15 protein-coding genes are annotated in these 17,274 nt (G+C 70.1%); 8 read left to right on the forward strand and 7 right to left on the reverse strand.

Annotated features, from left to right (window positions below; genetic code table 11):
* Positions 1–27 precede the first annotated feature (27 nt).
* Both F4560_RS19350 and F4560_RS19355 read left to right on the forward strand, forming a co-directional pair.
* Positions 28–273 carry a hypothetical protein gene (locus F4560_RS19350; RefSeq protein ID WP_184921920.1) on the forward strand — a complete coding sequence of 82 codons (246 nt, stop codon included), beginning with the start codon at positions 28–30 and terminating at the stop codon, positions 271–273.
* Positions 270–674 carry a type II toxin-antitoxin system VapC family toxin gene (locus F4560_RS19355; protein WP_184921922.1) on the forward strand — a complete coding sequence of 135 codons (405 nt, stop codon included), beginning with the start codon at positions 270–272 and terminating at the stop codon, positions 672–674. The genes F4560_RS19350 and F4560_RS19355 overlap by 4 nt, the downstream gene beginning before the upstream one ends.
* 67 nt (positions 675–741) lie before the next feature.
* Here the strand turns inward: F4560_RS19355 and pdxS are convergent, their stop codons facing one another.
* A complete protein-coding gene (gene pdxS, locus F4560_RS19360; protein ID WP_312869369.1) occupies positions 742–1,650 on the reverse strand; it encodes a pyridoxal 5'-phosphate synthase lyase subunit PdxS in 909 nt (302 codons plus the stop codon).
* Positions 1,651–1,948: 298 nt separating this feature from the next.
* On the opposite strand from pdxS, the gene F4560_RS19365 reads away from it, so the two are divergent.
* A complete protein-coding gene (locus F4560_RS19365; protein ID WP_184921927.1) occupies positions 1,949–4,009 on the forward strand; it encodes an elongation factor G-like protein EF-G2 in 2,061 nt (686 codons plus the stop codon).
* Positions 4,010–4,828: 819 nt separating this feature from the next.
* Here the strand turns inward: F4560_RS19365 and F4560_RS19370 are convergent.
* From F4560_RS19370 to F4560_RS19380, 3 genes are read right to left on the reverse strand one after another with little or no spacing between them, the layout of a single operon-like run.
* Positions 4,829–5,215 (reverse strand): ester cyclase, encoded by a 387-nt coding sequence (locus F4560_RS19370; protein ID WP_184921929.1) that lies wholly within the window; start codon positions 5,213–5,215, stop codon positions 4,829–4,831.
* Positions 5,216–5,251: 36 nt separating this feature from the next.
* Entirely contained in the window at positions 5,252–6,766 is a 1,515-nt protein-coding gene (locus F4560_RS19375) for a CoA-acylating methylmalonate-semialdehyde dehydrogenase (protein ID WP_184921931.1), read from the reverse strand.
* Positions 6,763–8,037 (reverse strand): aspartate aminotransferase family protein, encoded by a 1,275-nt coding sequence (locus F4560_RS19380; protein ID WP_184921933.1) that lies wholly within the window; start codon positions 8,035–8,037, stop codon positions 6,763–6,765. Before F4560_RS19380 ends, F4560_RS19375 begins: the two co-directional genes overlap by 4 nt.
* A gap of 107 nt (positions 8,038–8,144) precedes the next feature.
* Between F4560_RS19380 and F4560_RS19385 the strand changes: the two genes are divergently transcribed.
* Entirely contained in the window at positions 8,145–9,791 is a 1,647-nt protein-coding gene (locus F4560_RS19385; RefSeq protein ID WP_184921935.1) for a PucR family transcriptional regulator, read from the forward strand.
* A 5-nt stretch (positions 9,792–9,796) separates the two neighbouring features.
* Here the strand turns inward: F4560_RS19385 and F4560_RS19390 are convergent, their stop codons facing one another.
* Positions 9,797–10,264 carry a hypothetical protein gene (locus F4560_RS19390; RefSeq protein WP_184921937.1) on the reverse strand — a complete coding sequence of 156 codons (468 nt, stop codon included), beginning with the start codon at positions 10,262–10,264 and terminating at the stop codon, positions 9,797–9,799.
* 173 nt (positions 10,265–10,437) lie between these two features.
* Entirely contained in the window at positions 10,438–11,865 is a 1,428-nt protein-coding gene (locus F4560_RS19395; RefSeq protein ID WP_184921939.1) for a S1 family peptidase, read from the reverse strand.
* 142 nt (positions 11,866–12,007) lie between these two features.
* On the opposite strand from F4560_RS19395, the gene F4560_RS19400 reads away from it, so the two are divergent.
* The gene (locus F4560_RS19400; RefSeq protein WP_184921941.1) at positions 12,008–12,358 is read left to right on the forward strand and encodes a S26 family signal peptidase; all 351 of its coding nucleotides are present in this window, start codon (positions 12,008–12,010) and stop codon (positions 12,356–12,358) included.
* Here the strand turns inward: F4560_RS19400 and F4560_RS19405 are convergent.
* Positions 12,343–13,317, reverse strand: a complete 975-nt coding sequence (locus F4560_RS19405; protein ID WP_184921943.1) for a LysR family transcriptional regulator — start codon at positions 13,315–13,317, stop codon at positions 12,343–12,345. The two genes, F4560_RS19400 and F4560_RS19405, sit on opposite strands and share 16 nt — an antisense overlap.
* 233 nt (positions 13,318–13,550) lie before the next feature.
* On the opposite strand from F4560_RS19405, the gene F4560_RS19410 reads away from it, so the two are divergent.
* Genes F4560_RS19410 through hydA form a run of 3 tightly spaced genes read left to right on the forward strand, consistent with a single transcriptional unit; the run spans position 13,551 to position 17,271 of the window.
* Positions 13,551–15,050, forward strand: a complete 1,500-nt coding sequence (locus tag F4560_RS19410) for an NCS1 family nucleobase:cation symporter-1 (protein ID WP_184921945.1) — start codon at positions 13,551–13,553, stop codon at positions 15,048–15,050.
* Positions 15,047–15,889: a nitrilase-related carbon-nitrogen hydrolase gene (locus F4560_RS19415; protein ID WP_184921947.1), complete on the forward strand. Its 843-nt coding sequence runs from the start codon at positions 15,047–15,049 to the stop codon at positions 15,887–15,889. The genes F4560_RS19410 and F4560_RS19415 overlap by 4 nt, the downstream gene beginning before the upstream one ends.
* Positions 15,886–17,271, forward strand: coding sequence for a dihydropyrimidinase (hydA, locus tag F4560_RS19420; protein WP_184921949.1), 1,386 nt, complete (start codon positions 15,886–15,888; stop codon positions 17,269–17,271). The genes F4560_RS19415 and hydA overlap by 4 nt, the downstream gene beginning before the upstream one ends.
* Positions 17,272–17,274 lie beyond the last annotated feature (3 nt).

Consider the following 17,274-nt stretch of genomic DNA (forward strand, 5'->3'; position numbering starts at 1 on the left):
GCAACCGCACCGCCTACAGTCGAGGACATGAGCGAGCGCGACACCAAGCCGGTCCATGTCCGCGACGTGCCCGCCGACGTGGTCGACACCCTCCAGGCACGGGCGAGCGCCGAGGGCATGTCCCTAACGGCCTACCTGCGCAACATGTTCGTCGAGGTGGCCAGTCGACCGACCATGTCCGAGGTCTACCAGCGAAGCTGGCCGCGCCCGTGGGACGTCGACGGTGAATCGCTCCAGCGCGCCGTCCGGGAAGCGCGGGCGGACGACGAATGAGTTACACCGCCGTGGTGGACAACTCGGCCCTCATCGAGTTCCTGGTCAACCCGAAGCCGAACATCAAGCTCGCACAACGGATGACGACCGGAACGATCGCCGCCCCGGAACTGATCGACGCGGAGGCGCTCAAGGTCATCCAGGGGCTGAACCGCAGTGGCAAGCTGACGAACGGACAGGCGACCGCGATCATGCGGAGCATCCAGGACCTACCCATCGTCCGCTTCGCTCACCGGCACCTGCTCGAACGCGCGTGGGCCATCCGCCACAGCTTGTCCGCGTTCGACTCGCTCTACGTGGCGCTCGCGGAGCAACTCGATGTTCCGCTGCTCACCTGCGACGAGAAGAGCGCCGGCTCCAACAGCCACGGAGCCCGGTTCGAGGTCTACCCCATCTCCTGACGAACGACAGCGGCCCGCCGGGGTGACCGGCGGGCCGTAGTCGTCGCAAAGCGTTACCGCGTCAGGCTTACCAGCCGCGCTCGGCCAGCCGGTGCGGCTCGGGGATCTCCTCCACGTTGATGCCGACCATCGCCTCACCGAGGCCGCGCGACACCTTGGCGATCACGTCCGGGTCGTCGTAGAACGTCGTCGCCTTCACGATCGCCTCGGCCCGCTGCGCCGGGTTGCCGGACTTGAAGATGCCCGACCCGACGAACACGCCCTCCGCACCCAGCTGCATCATCATCGCCGCGTCGGACGGGGTGGCGATGCCGCCGGCGGTGAACAGGACGACCGGCAGCTTGCCGGCCTCCGCCACCTCGCGGACCAGCTCGTACGGGGCCTGGAGCTCCTTCGCGGCGACGTACAGCTCGTCGGTCGGCAGGTTCTGCAACCGCAGCAGCTCCGCGCGGATCTTGCGCATGTGCGTGGTGGCGTTGGAGACGTCGCCGGTGCCGGCCTCGCCCTTGGAACGGATCATCGCCGCGCCCTCGGTGATGCGCCGCAGCGCCTCGCCCAGGTTCGTCGCGCCACACACGAACGGCACGGTGAACTGCCACTTGTCGATGTGGTTGGCGTAGTCCGCCGGGGTCAGCACCTCGGACTCGTCGACGTAGTCCACGCCGAGCGCCTGGAGCACCTGCGCCTCGACGAAGTGGCCGATCCGCGCCTTGGCCATCACCGGGATGGACACCGCGGCGATGATGCCGTCGATCATGTCCGGGTCGCTCATCCGGGACACGCCGCCCTGCGCGCGGATGTCGGCGGGTACCCGCTCCAGCGCCATGACCGCCACGGCGCCCGCGTCCTCGGCGATCTTGGCCTGCTCGGCGTTGACCACGTCCATGATCACACCGCCCTTGAGCATCTCCGCCATGCCCCGCTTGACGCGGGAAGTGCCGGTGACCTGGGTGCCGGTGTCGGGTGAAGTGGTCACGGCCAACCTTTCTCGAAGTAGAGGACCTGCACCTCCATGTTACGGGCAACGTGGACCGCCCAGGCATGCCAATCACGCCCGTTCTCGGCAGGCCACTTGCACTCCCTTCGCAGGTAGTGGCCTACGCCACGGATCGGATCGACACCACCACCCCCAGCACGCCGACCCGGTGCCGCAGACCTGGTCGCACCCCCCGTCCGCGTTCCTCCTGCCGGGTTGGGTCTGGCCGCTTGGGGTTGTCCCCCGAGCCCCACGGGTGTGAGATCGGACACTAATCACTTGTGGAGGTGTGGGTCCCATGGGCAGCAAACACTCCGAAAACGGCCACTCGGCAGGCGCGGTCGCTGTGGACGATCCGGCCAAGGTCCGCAACGTCGTGCTGGTCGGCCCGTCCGGCTCCGGCAAGACGACGCTCGCCGAGGCCCTGCTCGCCGGCACCGGCGTGGTGACGCGAGCCGGATCGGTCACCGAGGGCAACACCGTGTGCGACCACGACCCGGCGGCGGTCCGCCAGCAGCGGTCGGTCGGTCTCGCGGTGGCGCCGATCCGGCACGGTGACATCAAGATCAACCTGATCGACACACCCGGCTACGCGGACTTCGTCGGCGAGTTGCGGGCCGGATTGCGCGCGGCGGACGCGGCGCTGTTCGTGGTCAGCGCGGCGGAGGGCGTGGACGCGGCCACGATCACGCTGTGGGAGGAGTGCGCGACGGTCGGCATGCCGCGCGCGGTCGTGGTCGCGCGGACCGACCACCAGCGCGCCGACGTGGCGGCCGAGATCGCGTCCTGCCAGGCGGCCTTCGGCGCCGGCGTCGTGCCGCTGTACCTCCCCGACGACGATGGCGGCCTGGTCAACCTGCTGATCACCGACGACCCCCGGTACGAGGAGGAGCGCAACACGCTGATCGAGGGGATCATCGCGGAGAGTGAGGACGAGACCCTGATGGACCGCTACCTCGGTGGCGAGGACATCGACCAGGGGACGCTCATCGCGGACCTGGAGACGGCGGTCGCGCGCGGTTCGTTCCACCCGGTGATGCCGGTGTGCGCGCTGACCGGCCTCGGCCTGCCCGAACTGCTCGACGGCATGGCCCGCGCGTTCCCCTCTCCCCTGGAACACCCGTTGCCCGAGGTGACCGGCGTGGACGGCATCCCGCAGCCGCGCCTGGAGGCAGACCCGAACGGACCGCTGGTCGCCGAGGTCGTGCGCACCGCCGTCGACTCGTACGTGGGTCGTGTGTCGCTGGTGCGCGTGTTCTCCGGGACGCTGCGCCCCGAGCGTCCGGTGCACGTGTCGGGCCACGGCATGGCCGACCGGGGTCACGAGGACCACGACGTGGACGAACGGGTCGCGCACATCTACTCGCCGTTGGGCGCGAACCTGCGCGAGGTGCCGTACTGCGTGGCGGGCGACCTGTGCGCGTTGACCAAGCTGAGCTCGGCCGAGACCGGTGACACGGTGTCCGCGCCGGAGAAGCCGCTGCTGATGGCGCCGTGGGAGATGCCGGAGCCGCTGCTGCCGGTCGCGGTCGTGCCGCGCAGCCGCAGCGACGAGGACAACCTGGCCCGCAACCTCGGAAAGCTGGTGGCGGGCGATCCGACGTTGCGGCTGGAACGCAACGCCGAGACCCACCAGCTGGTGTTGTGGTGCATGGGTGAGGCGCACGCGGACGTCGTGCTGGCGCGGTTGCGCGCGGGTGGCGCGGAGGTCGACACGGAGCCGGTGCGGGTGGCGTTGCGCGAGACGTTCGGGAGCCAGGCCAAGGGCCACGGGCGGCACGTGAAGCAGTCCGGCGGACACGGCCAGTACGCGGTCTGCGACATCATCGTCGACCCCCTGCCGCGCGGGTCCGGCTTCGAGTTCGTGGACAAGATCGTCGGCGGCGCCATCCCGAACCAGTTCATCCCGAGTGTGGAGAAGGGTGTGCGGGCGCAGCTCGAACGCGGGCTGCAAGGCGGTCACCCCGTGGTGGACGTCCGGGTGACGCTGGTCGACGGCAAAGCGCACTCGGTCGACTCCTCGGACGCCGCGTTCCAGACAGCCGGTTCGCTAGCCCTGAAAGACGCCGCCGCGAACGGTGGGACCTCGCTGCTGGAGCCGGTGGACGAGGTGACCGTGCGACTGCCGGACGACCACCTCGGCACCGTGCTCGGCGACCTGTCCAGCCGGCGGGGTCGGGTGCTCGGCACGGAGGCGGAGAGCCCCGGCTACACGGTGATCCGGGCGGAGGTGCCGGAGACGGAACTGCTCCGGTACGCGGTGGAGCTGCGTTCGCTCACGTCGGGCACCGGCACGTACACGCGCCGGTTCAGCCGATACGACCCCCTGCCCCACGCGTTGGCGGTCCAGGCGAAGTAGGTCCAACGAAGTAGGCCCGGGTGAGGTAGGCCCAAGTGAAGTAGGCCCGGGTGAGGTAGCGGACACGGGAACGGATCCGGGCCGGCTCCCGCCACCGGCCCGCCACCGGCTCTGCCCTGCCCTGCCCGGCCCAGCCCTGCCCTGCCCAAACGAGCCCTGCCCGCCCTGCCCGGCCCAACCGGCTCAGCCCGACCAGCCCAGCCCAACCGGCCCAGCCCGACCAGCCCGACCAGCCCGACCAACCGGCCCAGCCCAACCGGCCCAGCCCGCCTCGCCCGGCCCAGCCCGGCACGGCCCGGCACAGCCCGGCACGGCACGGCACAGCGGGCCCGGCGCGGCACGGCACAGCGGGCCCGGCGCGGTCGAGGCGAGCGGCACGACCCGGCACGGCGCGGAGCGGTCCGGCATGGAGCGGTCCGGCATGGAGCGGCGCGGTCCGGTCTGAAGCGGCCCGGAGCGGCGCGGCCCGGTCCGGCGCGGTCTGGCGAGCCCTACCTGCCAGCCCTACCTGCCCTGCCCGCCTGGCCTTGCCCGACCGGCTCTGCTCCTGCTTGCCCTGCCCCTGCCTCTGCCTCTGCCTCTGTCTGCCCGATCTGACCCAGCTCGACCTGTTGCGCCCGGCCTGTTCTGCCAGTTGAGCCGGGCTGCCCTGCCCGGGCGCCCAGTCGGTCGGCTCTGACCAGCCGTCAGAGCTGGGTCGGCTCGAGCTGGATGTCCGCTGGAGCTGGGTTCGCTAGAGCTGGGTTCGCTAGAGCTGGGTTCGCTAGAGCTGGGTTCGCTAGAGCGGAATGTGCGCGTCGGTCGAGGTGGGTGGGTGCGCTAGAGCTGGGTGCGCAATGTGTCGAGGTCGCCCAATACCCACGCGTCGGTCAGTTGGCCGTCTGACGCGGTGAAGAATGCTGCGCCGGTGTAGTTGATTGCACGGCCGTTGCCCTGCACGCCCAGCAGTACGCCGTGGTGGTGGCCGGTGTAGAGCAGCCGGGCGGCGGCGGTTGGGGGCTCTACTACCAGGGTCACTATTTCGTTGTGGAAGTCCGGCACGGCGGCTCGCACCTTGTCGCGGTACGTCCGCCAGCCGTCGCGACCGCGGACCGTTGTGCCGAGTGAGCCCCGGAACGTGAAGTCCGGGGCCAACAGCTCGTCCACCGCCGAGTCGTCCCAGCGGTTCCACGCGTCGGCGTAGAACCGCTCGACCAAGTCCCTCATGTCATGCGTTTCCGGTGACTCATGCGTTCCGGTTGCTCACGTGTTCTGCGGGAAGCCTAGGTTGACCCCGCCGTGGGACGGGTCTAGCCAACGGCTGGTGACTACCTTCGTTCGGGTGAAGAAGTGCACACCCTCGGTGCCATACGCGTGGGAATCCCCGAACAACGAGTCCTTCCACCCACCGAACGAGTAGTAAGCCACCGGCACCGGGATGGGCACGTTCACGCCCACCATGCCGACCTCCACCTCGTTCTGGAACCGCCGCGCCGCACCACCATCGTTGGTGAAGATCGCGGTGCCGTTGCCGTACTGGTTGGCGTTGACCACGTCCAGCGCGTCGTCGTACGTCGCCACCCGCAGCACCGACAGCACCGGGCCGAAGATCTCGTCGCGGTAGATCGACATGTCCGCGCCGACGTGGTCGAACAGGGTTGGGCCTAGCCAGAAACCCTCGAGGTTGCCGTCTATTGTATGCGATCGACCGTCTACGATCAGGGAGGCGCCTTCGGATTGTCCATTGTCTACATAAGACAGGACACGATCGCGGTGGGCGCCGGTGACCAGGGGTCCCATTTCGCAGCCAGGGCGGCGGCCGTCGCCTACGTGCAGCTTTTGTATGCGGTCTACGATCTTCGAGACCAGCTCGTCGCCTACCGGGTCCACGGCGACCACGACCGAGATGGCCATGCACCGCTCCCCCGCCGAACCGAACCCGGCCGACACCGCCGCGTCCGCCGCCAGGTCCAGGTCCGCGTCAGGCAGCACCACCATGTGGTTCTTCGCGCCGCCCAACGCCTGCACGCGCTTGCCGTGCCGAGTACCGGTCTCGTAGACGTACCGCGCGATGGGCGTGGACCCGACGAACGACACCGCCTTCACGTCGGGGTGCTCCAGAATCCGGTCCACCGCCACCTTGTCCCCGTGCACCACGTTCAGCACACCGTCCGGCAACCCCGCCTCCGCGAAAAGCTCCGCGATGAAGTTCGCCGCCGACGGATCCTTCTCCGACGGCTTCAACACCACCGCGTTGCCACACGCGATCGCATTCGGCACGAACCACAACGGCACCATCGCCGGGAAGTTGAACGGCGAGATCACCCCGACCACACCCAGCGGCTGCAGCATCGAGTACACGTCAACCCGCGTGGACGCATTCTCGCTGAACCCGCCCTTCAGCAAATGCGGGATGCCACACGCGAACTCCACGGCCTCCAGCGCGCGCTGCACCTCCCCCGCCGCATCGGACAGCACCTTGCCGTGCTCAGCCGTGACGATCGCGGTCAGCTCACCCTTCCGGGCGTTCAGCAGCTCCCGGAACGCGAACATCACGGTGGACCGCTGCGCCAGCGAAGCGTTGCGCCACGACGTGAAAGCCGCACGCGCACCCGCCACCGCTTCATCCACAGTGGACACATCAGCGAAGTCGACCCGCGACGCCACCTGCCCCGTCGCCGGGTCGTAAACGTCACCGGAGCGCGCGCTGTCGCCGTTCCACGGCTTACCGCCGATCCAGTGCGTGATCCTGCCGGGTGCATTCCGCCCACTGCTCACAGCACGTCCTCCAAGATCCCCAACGCCTCTTCGACCTCGTCCTCGGTCACCGTCATCGGCGGCGCGAGCCGGATCACGTTCCCGTAGAGCCCACCCTTGCCGACCAGCAGCCCACGTTCCCGCGCACCCTCCAGCACCGCCACCGCCTTCGCCGGATCCGGCGCCCCGTCGGCGCCGACCAGCTCGACGCCCACCATCAGCCCCTTGCCCCGCACGTCACCCACCACCGGCCGATCCGCCGCGATGGACCGCAGCCCACCGATCAACCGGTCGCCGAGCTTGGCCGCGTTGGCCTGGAGGTCGTGGTCGAGCAGGTAGTTCAACGTCGCCAGCGCACCCGTCGTGGAGATCGGGTTCCCACCGAACGTGGACAGCGAGTGGGCCGTGAGGCAGTCCATCAGGTCACCGCGCGCGACCACGCCGCCGATCGCCAGCCCGTTGCCCAGCCCTTTGGCGAACGTCATCGCGTCCGGCGTCACGCCGTGCGCGTCAATGCCCCAGAAGTGCTCCCCGGTACGTCCCCAACCGGTCTGCACCTCGTCGGAGACGAACAAGATCCCGTACTCGTCCAGCACTTCCTTGAACGCCGCGAACAACCCGTCCGGCGGCGACGAGAACCCGCCGACGCCCTGGATCGGCTCGGCGATCATGCACGCCACGTCACCGGCGGTCGTGGTCTCGATCACCTCGCGCAGGTCCGCCACGCACGCCTTGACGTAGTCGGCGTCCGACAGGTCCTTGAACGGGCTGCGGAACCGGTAGCCGCCGTGCACCCAGCTGACCTTCACCGGGCTGAGCGAGGACGCCGACCAGCCCCGGTTGCCGGTGATCGCGACGGTGGCGAACGCGCGGCCGTGGTAGGAGTTGCGCAGCGCGAGGACCTGGTCGCTGCGGCGGAACTGGGTGGCCAGCATGAGCGCCGTCTCGTTGGCCTCGGTGCCGGAGTTGGTGAAGAACACCTTGGCGTCCGGGATGCCGGACAGCTCGGCGATCTTCTCGGCCAGCTCGACCTGCGACCTGATCAGGTAGAGCGTGGAGCTGTGCAGCACGCCGGTGTCGAGCTGGGACCGGATCGCGTCGGAGATCTCGGCGACGTCGTAGCCGACCGCGTTGGTCAGGATGCCGGCGAAGAAGTCCAGGTAGGTGCGGCCTTCACGGTCCGTGACCCGGCGTCCGCTCGCGCTCGCCAGCTCGATCGGCCGGTCGTAGTAGAGGGCCATCCAGTCGGGCATCACGGCGCGGTGCCGGGCCAGCAACTCCTCGTGTCCCATCGCGTCCTCCGGTGGTAGGTCCGTGACCCAGAAGTCTGGTCGGCCCGGGTGACGCCCGCCATGGACAACCTGTACCGCTTTCCCGCGATCGGCATTACGTTGTGTCCATGTACCCCACGGTCGCCGAAGCGCTCGCACTGCCCGTGGTCCGGCGCGGGAAGCCCACCGTGGTCGCGGGCGCGGCCGGAATGGGGAAGCGGGTGCGTTGGGTGCACGTCGCCGAGGTCGCCGACATCGCCCACCTGCTGCGCGGCGGCGAGCTGGTGCTGACCACCGGGATCGCGCTGCCCGGGGACCCCGAGGGGCTGCGGAAGTACGTCTCGGACCTGGCGTCGGTGGGCGCGTCCGGGCTGGTGGTGGAGCTGGTGCGGCGGTGGAGCGACGAGGTGCCGGGCGCGCTGGTGGCCGCCGCCGAGCAGCACGAGCTGCCGCTGGTCACGTTGGCCGAGGAGACCCGGTTCGTGTCGGTGACCGAGGCGGTGGTGTCGCTGATCGTGGACGCGCAGCTGGCCGAGCTGCGAGCGGCCGAGCAGGTGCACGAGACGTTCACCGCGTTGACCGTGGCCGGGGCCGAGCCCGCCGAGGTGCTGCGCGAGGTGGCGCGGACGGCGGGGCTGCCGGTCGTGCTGGAGACGTTGGGGCACGAGGTGCTGGCGTACGACGCGGCCGGTCAGGACCCGACCGCGCTGCTGGCCGACTGGGGCCAGCGGTCCCGGGCGGTGGCCGTGTCGGAGCGGACGGCGTACCACGACGAGGCCGGGTGGCTGGTGACGGTGGTCGGCGCGCGGGGCGCGGACTGGGGGCGGTTGGTGGTGCTCAGCCCGGACGCGCCGCCGCACCGGCACGTCGTGGTCGCGGAACGCGCGGCGTCCGCGCTGGCCGTGCACCGGCTGGTGGCGCGGGACCGGGAGTCGTTGGAGCGGCAGACCCACCGGACGCTGCTCACCCAGTTGCTCGGTCAGCCGCCGCACGACCTGCCGACGCGGGCGGCTGCGCTCGGCGTGCCGCTGGAACGGCGGCAGCTCGTCGGGGTGGCCATCCGGCCCGGCACGGCCACCGCGCCCGCGCAGGCGTTGGCCTCGCAGGAGGTGTTGCGCGACCTCGCCGAGGCGACGGCGTTGGCGGCCCGGCGGGTGACGGTGCCCGCGCTCGTCGGCGTCGTGGACGACACGAGCGTGCGGGCCTTGCTGTCGCTGCCGACGCAGGCCGGGTTGGACGGTGTGCTGCGGCGGCTGGCGCGGGAGGTGCAGCGGAGGGCGGCGGAGACGCCGCACGCGCTGCCCGTGGTGATGGCCGTCGGGACGACCGTGACCGCGCTGCCGGACGTGCGGCGGTCGTTGGCCGAGGCGGCGCACGTGGCGGGCGCGGCCCTGCGGTCACCGGGAACGCGGCTGTACCACCGGCTGGACGACGTGCGGCTGCGCGGGCTGCTGCACCTGCTGCGCGAGGACGAGCGGGTGTTGGCGTTCGCGGACCGCGAGCTGGGGACGTTGCTGTCGCGGGACAGCGCGCAGGGCACCCGGCTGGTGGAGCTGTTGCGGTGCTTCTGCGAGCACGGCGGCAACAAATCCGCCGCCGCAGCCGCCGCGCACCTCTCGCGGACCGCCTACTACCAGCAGTTGAGCCGAATCGAGCAGGTGCTCGGGGTGTCCTTGGAGGACCCGGAGTCGGTGCTCTCGCTGTACGTGGCGTTGCTGGTGCAGGAAATGGGCGAGCGGGACCCTCAACTGCCCCGCCCGCCCACGTCGTCCTAGGCGATCTAGCCGACCACCGGCACGCGCACCGGCAGCTTCTCCAGCTCCGGCCTGAGGTCCGGCAGCTCCTGAGCCGAGACGGGCGGCGGCAACTGCGGAACGACCGGGGCCGCCGGCAGGGAACGGCCCTGCCCCGTGAGCGCGTCGCCCACCACCGGCAGGCCCAGCTGCGACAGACCCGCCTGCGGCACACCCGGCACGGCCGGGACGTTGGGCGCGGGGGCGGCCTTCGGCACGTTGATCCCCTGCGAGCCGTTGACCACCGGCGGCGGCAGCTTCACGGCCTTGCCGCTGAGCAGGTCGGTGGCGGGCTTGGTGACCACGCCGCCGACCTTGGGCGCATGGCCGATCGTGCTGTCCAGGGAGTCGGTGGGGGCCTCGGCGGCGGACGCGGCGGACGCGAGCAGCGGAGAGGCGCCGACGGCGAGCAGGGCAGCGGCACGCAGAAGGCGGCGCGTGCGGATTCCGGACACGGTTTTCCTAACCTGGTTGGGGACCTGCAAGTGACCCCTATGGCATCGACCGTTTCCGCGTTCTTCCGTAGCCGCTCGATCAGGTGATCTATCCGGGCACGGTCCGTGAAGACCGCGCGGGCCCGTGTCGTGGGAGACGCGACACGGACCCGCGACGGTTCTTCCCCCTGTGGCTAGGGGTTCGTGACCCCGAGCGTGTAGCCGCCGGACCCGCTGTACGCGTGCACCCGGTAGCGGTAGTAGCCGGCGGTGCCGTTGTAGGTCACCGTTTCGTCGGCGGCCGGGCTGTCGCCCTTCGCCACGACGGCCCACGAGCTGCCGTTCCACTTCTGGAGGTACAGGTCGAAGTCCGCGCCGCTCGGACCGACCAGGCAGCCGACGTGCGCGCCGGACACCGTGGACTGGTAGTAGCTGTTGTTCGGCTGGTACGCCTGCCCGCCCGCGGCAAGGGAGCCGTTGTAGGTGGTCTCCGAGCTCTGGCAGCCGGTCGGCGGGTTCGGGTCGCCGCCGCCGGTGACCAGGGTCAGGCCGTAGGTCTGGAGGATCTCGTTGACCGGCTGGAAGTAGGTGGTGCCGCCGGTGCGGCAGTTGCCGGAGCCGCCGGACGTCACGCCCTGCGCCTGCGTGCCCGCGAGCAGGGAGCCGCCCGAGTCGCCGGGCTCGGCGCACACCGTGGTCTGGATCAGGCCGGACACCGTGCCCTGCGGGTACGTCACCGACGAGTTGCGCGCCTGGATCGTGCCGCAGTGCCAGCCGGTGGTGGAGCCGGAGCGGCACACGGTCGAGCCGACCGGCGCGTCCTGCGAGCCCGTGACCGACACCGTGCCGCCGGAGTAGTTGTTGACCAGCCCGCGCGGGGTGTTGCCCGCCGCGACCTGGACCCACGCGTAGTCGTTGCCGGGGAAGCTGGACCCGCGGAACGTGCCGCTCGGGTTGGACGTCGACGCGCCGGTCGAGCCGCAGTGCCCGGCGGTGACGAAGCCGCCGTTGACGGAGAAGCCGACGGAGCAACGGGTGCCGCTGCCGATGTTGTAGGCGTTGCCGCCGATGACGTCGATCAGCGGGCGTGGTTCCTCGGTGGTGACGTAGTAGCGGACGGCGGAGGCCGGGACGCCGGCGGACGCGACGAACTGCCGTGCGGCGGCGACCTTGCCGGGCTGGGACTTCACGACCACGGTGTTGGTGGGCAGGTCGACGTACCAGCCGGGGACGGAACGCGGTGACTTGGCGACGTTCGCGTCCAACGCGGACTTCAGTGCGTCCAGGTCGCTTTCGCTGCGCTGCACCAGCTTCGTGCGCACGCTCGCGTCCACTTCGGACGGTTGGGTGATGCCGACGGTGAGGGTGCCGGAGGAGTCGATCCACGCGCCGCCGAACCGGGCGTCCAGCCGCTTGCGCAGGGTTCGCGCGGTGTCGGCGGAGCGCTCGTCGGCGGCGAGGCGGGCACGCGCCTGGTCAGCGTCCCATCCCAGGTCGCGTTGGATCGTGGACAGGATCTCGGCGTGCTGGTCGGCGGGCGCGGCCTGGGCGGCGGTGGGCGGCAGGGTGCCGGCCGCGACCAGCGCCGCGACGAGCGCGAGCGGTCTGAAGAGTGCTGACATGGGGAGTTCTCCTCGAAGGGAGTGCAGGGATTCCCCGTGAAACCTAGGTCCGCCGGCCCGGCCGCGGTAATACCGGTTGGGTCATAAGACGGGGTGATGGCCAGGCCGGAAAAGCGCTGGCGCCCGTTGTCACACTGGGATCATGGGAGCGCTGGATGCCATGGCGGCAAGGGTCGCCGGAGGTGCGACGGTGCGGTTCCGGCCGACGGGGTCCTCCATGGTGCCGCTGGTGCGCAGTCGTGACCTGGTCGTGGTCGCACCGGTCGACCCGGCGAAGCTGGAAGTCGGCGACATCGTGCTGGTCCGCGTCTCGGGCACGACCTACCTGCACCTGGTCACCGCGTTGCAGGGCGACCGCGTGCAGATCGGCAACAACCGCGGCCGGGTCAACGGCTGGACCGGTCGGCAGCGCGTGTTCGGGCTGTGCGTCGAGGTCGAGGGTGTGCGGCGGCCGAACACCGAGGGCAAGGTGCGCGGTCAGACCAGCGCTTGATGCGGGACCGCGCCGTACTCCGGGTGCCCCGGCAGCCAGGCCGCGTAGCGCGGGTTGCGTTCGGCCGTTTCACGGTAGGCCTCGGCGGCGTACCGGAGCACCTGCGGGCCGACGGCGGCGGCTGGGCCTTCCGGGTTCCAGCCGATCAGGTGCCGCCACCGCAGCGGCGGGCCGGCTAGTGGCATCGCCACGAGGCCCGGGGTGCGGCGGAACGTCGGCTGGCACAACGCCACCGCGTCACCGGACGAGGCGAGCTCGATGCAGCTGTTGGTGTCGACCTCGTACATCGTGCGCGGGGTGAAGCCGGCGCGGCTGCACGCGGCCACGAAGCAGTCGCCGAAGCACCCGTCACCCGGTGTGACGGCCCACTGCATGTCCTTCAACGCCCCCAGCTCGACCTCGTCCAGCAGGGTGAACGGGTGGTCCTCGGGGATCAGCACGAACACCGGGTCGACCGCGATCACGCTCCACGTCAGCCCGTGCTCGGACGGCGGCGGCGCGTCCCCGCACACGCCCACCAGCACGTAGTCGAGCCGGCCCGCGGCGACCATGGCGGCCAGCTCGACACCGGACCACGACACCTGCGTCGAGACGTGCGAGCCGGGGTGCGCCTCGGTCAGGCGGTGCACCAGCCCGCCGAGCATCGGCCCGTTCACCGCGCCGACCCGGTACCGGTCGCCGGGCACGTCGTCGTCCACCAGGCGCAGCGCGTCCTCCTCCAGGCGGGAGAACGCGGGCAGCAGGACGCGGGCGCGTTCCAGCACCAGCTCGCCCAGCGCGGTCGGCCGGGCGCCCTTGTGGTCCCGGTCGAACAGCTTGCCGCCGAGCATGGCCTCGATCCGGTGCAGCTGGGCCGTCAGGGCGGGTTGCGCCAGGCCGAGCAGTCCGGACGCCTTCGACAGGCTGCCCGAGTCCGCGATCGCGCAGACGACCCGCAGGTGCCGCAGTTCGAGCTTCATCCGAAGGACGGTAGGCCACCGGTGAACGGCCAGTCGAGAGCCGACCGGATGCCCCGTGGAACGCACCGGACCAGCGGCTGGAGTGGCAATGGACAGAGTGTGCCCTGATCATGGCAAGCGTGGACACTTTGCCACTGCCGACGCACGCGGGCCGACCGGAGGATGCCGGGATGGAAATCGCGGCGAAGCGCCCGCGCGAAGGGTGTTTCACGAGCGTAACAGGGAAGTGACCGATGGCCCTTGACTCCGCAACGCAGGTCACAGCCGACCCCGACGGCCGCGTCGAACTCCGCGATCATTCGGCGATCGCGGACAGCCCCCACTACAACCCGGAACTCGCGCCGGTTCCGCTGGAGCGTCGCACCTGGACCACTTACAACTTCTTCGCGCTGTGGGTCGGGATGGCCACGAACATCCCCAGCTACCTGCTCGCCGCCGGGCTCGTCGCGATCGGGATGAACTGGTTGCAGGCGTTCCTGACGATCACCCTGGGCAACATCATCGTGCTGGGGCCGATGCTGCTCAACAGCCACGCCGGCACGAAGTACGGCATCCCGTTCCCGGTGTTCGCCCGCGCGTTCTACGGCGTGCGCGGTGCGAACCTGGCCGCGTTGCTGCGGGCGTTCGTGGCGTGCGGCTGGTTCGGCATCCAGACGTGGGTCGGCGGCCAGGCCATCCACGGCATCGTCGGCAAGCTGGCCGGCACGGGGTGGAGCGGGGCGCCGGTCGTCGCGGGCCAGCCGTGGACGCTGTGGTTCAGCTTCTTCGCGTTCTGGCTGCTCCAGATGGCGATCATCTGGCGCGGCATGGACGCGGTGCGGGTGCTGGAGAACTGGGCCGCGCCGCTGGTGGCGCTGGGCCTGATGGCGTTGACCGGGTGGGTGCTGATCAAGGCGGGCGGTCTCGGCCCGATCCTGGCGGAGCCGTCGAAGCTGGGCTGGGGCCTGGACTTCTGGAAGGTGTTCGTGCCGTCGTTGATGGGCATGATCGCGTTCTGGGCCACGCTGTCGCTCAACATGCCGGACTTCACCCGGTTCGGCGGCAGCCAGCGCAAGCAGGTGCTCGGCCAGGTGCTGGGCCTGCCGACCACGATGTCGTTCATCGCGCTGCTGTCGGTGGTCACGACGTCCGGCACGGTCGTGCTGTACGGGGAGGCGATCTGGGACCCGGTCGCGCTGACCGCGAAGTTCGAGAGCCCGGTCGCGGTGGTCATCGGGCTGGTGATGGTCATCCTGGCGACGATCTCCACCAACCTCGCGGCGAACGTGGTGAGCCCGTCGTACGACTTCTCCAACGCCCTGCCGAAGCTGATCAGCTTCCGGGTCGGCGGGCTGATCACCGGCGTGATCGGCATCGTGATCATGCCGTGGCGGCTGATCACCGACCCGAACATCTACATCTTCGCGTGGCTCGGCTTCTACGGCGGTCTGCTGGCGGCCGTCGCGGGCGTCCTGGTCGGCGGGTACTGGGTGCACGCGCGCACCAAGCTGGACCTGCCCGAGCTGTACGTGGCCGGCGGGCGCTACTGGTTCAAGGCCGGCTGGAACTGGCGCGCGGTCGTGGCCACGCTGGTGGGCTCGGTGCTCGCCGTGGGCGGCGCGTACAACGGGCCGTTCCCGGCGGACGGCCTGATCCCGTTCCTCAAACCGCTCTACGACTACAACTGGGTCGTCGGCCTGGTCGGCGGCATGCTCGTCTACCTGGCTCTGACGCCACGGAGGGAGAACGCGTGAGCAAGATCATCCGCGCAGGTCTCGTGCAGCAGAAGTGGACCGGCGACAAGGAGTCGATGATCGCCAACGCGGTCGAGGCGGTCCGCACCGCCGCGTCGCAGGGCGCGCAGGTCGTGTGCCTCCAGGAGTTGTTCTACGGGCCGTACTTCTGCCAGGTGCAGGACGCGGACTACTACTCCTACACCGAGGGCATCCCCGACGGCCCGACCACCGACCTGATGTGCGAACTGGCCGAGCAGCACGGCGTGGTGCTCGTGGTGCCGATGTACGAGGAGGAGCAGCCGGGGATCTACTACAACACGGCCGCGGTGATCGACGCCGACGGCACGTACCTCGGCAAGCACCGCAAGAACCACATCCCGCAGGTCAAGGGGTTCTGGGAGAAGTTCTACTTCAAGCCGGGCAACCTCGGCTACCCGGTGTTCGACACCGCCGTGGGCAAGGTGGGCGTGTACATCTGCTACGAGCGGCACTTCCCGGAGGGCTGGCGGGCGCTCGGGCTGAACGGCGCGCAGATCGTGTTCAACCCGTCCGCGACCAGCCGGGGCCTGTCCGAGTACCTCTGGCGGCTGGAGCAGCCGGCGGCGGCCGTGGCGAACGAGTACTACGTGGGCACGATCAACCGCGTCGGTGTGGAACCGTTGGGTGAGAACGACTTCTACGGCCAGTCCTACTTCGCCGACCCGCGCGGTCAGCTGGTGGGCGAGGCGGCCTCCGACACGGAGGAGGAGATCGTGGTCCGGGACCTGGACATGGACCTGCTGGCCGAGGTCCGGAACCTGTGGGCGTTCTACCGCGACCGCCGTCCCGACACGTACGAGGGGTTGGTGCAGCCGTGAGCATCCTGATCAAGGGCGGCACGGTCGTGAACGCGACCGGCGCCGTGGCCGCCGACGTGCTGGTGGACGGCGAGAAGATCGTCGCGCTGCTGGCGCCCGGTTTCCCGCTGCAAGCCGACGAGACGATCGACGCCACCGGCAAGTACGTGATCCCCGGCGGCATCGACGGGCACACCCACATGGAGATGCCGTTCGGCGGCACGTTCTCCGCGGACAGCTTCGAGACCGGCACGATCGCGGCGGCGTGGGGCGGCACGACCACGATCATCGACTTCGCCGTGCAGGTGAAGGGCACGTCCTTGCTGTCCACGTTGGACAAGTGGCACGGCAAGGCGGACGGCAACTGCGCGATCGACTACGGGTTCCACATGATCGTCTCCGACGTGAACGACACGTCGTTGAAGGAGATGGAGTCCTGCGTCGACGCGGGCGTGAACACGTTCAAGATGTTCATGGCCTACCCCGGGGTCTTCTACGCCACGGACGGCGAGATCCTGCGCGCGATGCAGAAGGCCCGGGAGACCGGCTCCACGATCATGATGCACGCGGAGAACGGCATCGCGATCGACCAACTGGTGGCGCAGGCGTTGGCCCAGGGCCGCACCGATCCGGTCGAGCACGGTCTGACCAGGCCCGCCGAGCTGGAGGGCGAGGCCACGTCCCGCGCCATCACGCTGGCCAAGGTGACCGGGTCGCCGCTGTACATCGTGCACCTGTCCGCCGCGCAGGCGTTGGACGCGGTGACGAAGGCGCGCGACACCGGGCAGAACGTGTTCGCCGAGACGTGCCCGCAGTACCTGTACCTGTCGCTGGAGGACCTGGCGAAGCCGGACTTCGAGGGCTCGAAGTACGTCGCCTCTCCCCCGCTGCGACCCAAGGAGCACCAGACCGAGCTGTGGCGCGGCCTGCGCACCAACGACCTGTCGGTGGTGTCGACCGACCACTGCCCGTTCTGCTTCAAGGACCAGAAGGAGCTGGGGCGCGGGGACTTCTCCAAGATCCCCAACGGGATGCCGGGCGTGGAGCACCGGATCGACCTGCTGCACCAGGGCGTGGTGAAGGGCGAGATCAGCCTGGAGCGGTGGGTGGAGATCTGCTCCACCACGCCCGCGCGGATGTTCGGCCTGCACCCGCGCAAGGGTGTCGTCACGCCCGGCGCGGACGCGGACATCGTGGTGTACGACCCGTCGGCGACGCAGGTCATCTCGGCGGCCACGCACCACATGAACGTGGACTACTCGGCGTACGAGGGCATGGAGATCACCGGCAAGGTCGACACGGTGCTCTCGCGTGGCCGGGTGGTCGTGGACGCCGGCGGTTTCCACGGTGCGCCTGGGCACGGGAAGTTCCTGTCCCGCGAGCTGAACCAGTACCTGGTGTAGGAG

Source organism: Saccharothrix ecbatanensis (assembly GCF_014205015.1).
Taxonomy (GTDB): Bacteria; Actinomycetota; Actinomycetes; order Mycobacteriales; family Pseudonocardiaceae; genus Actinosynnema; species Actinosynnema ecbatanense.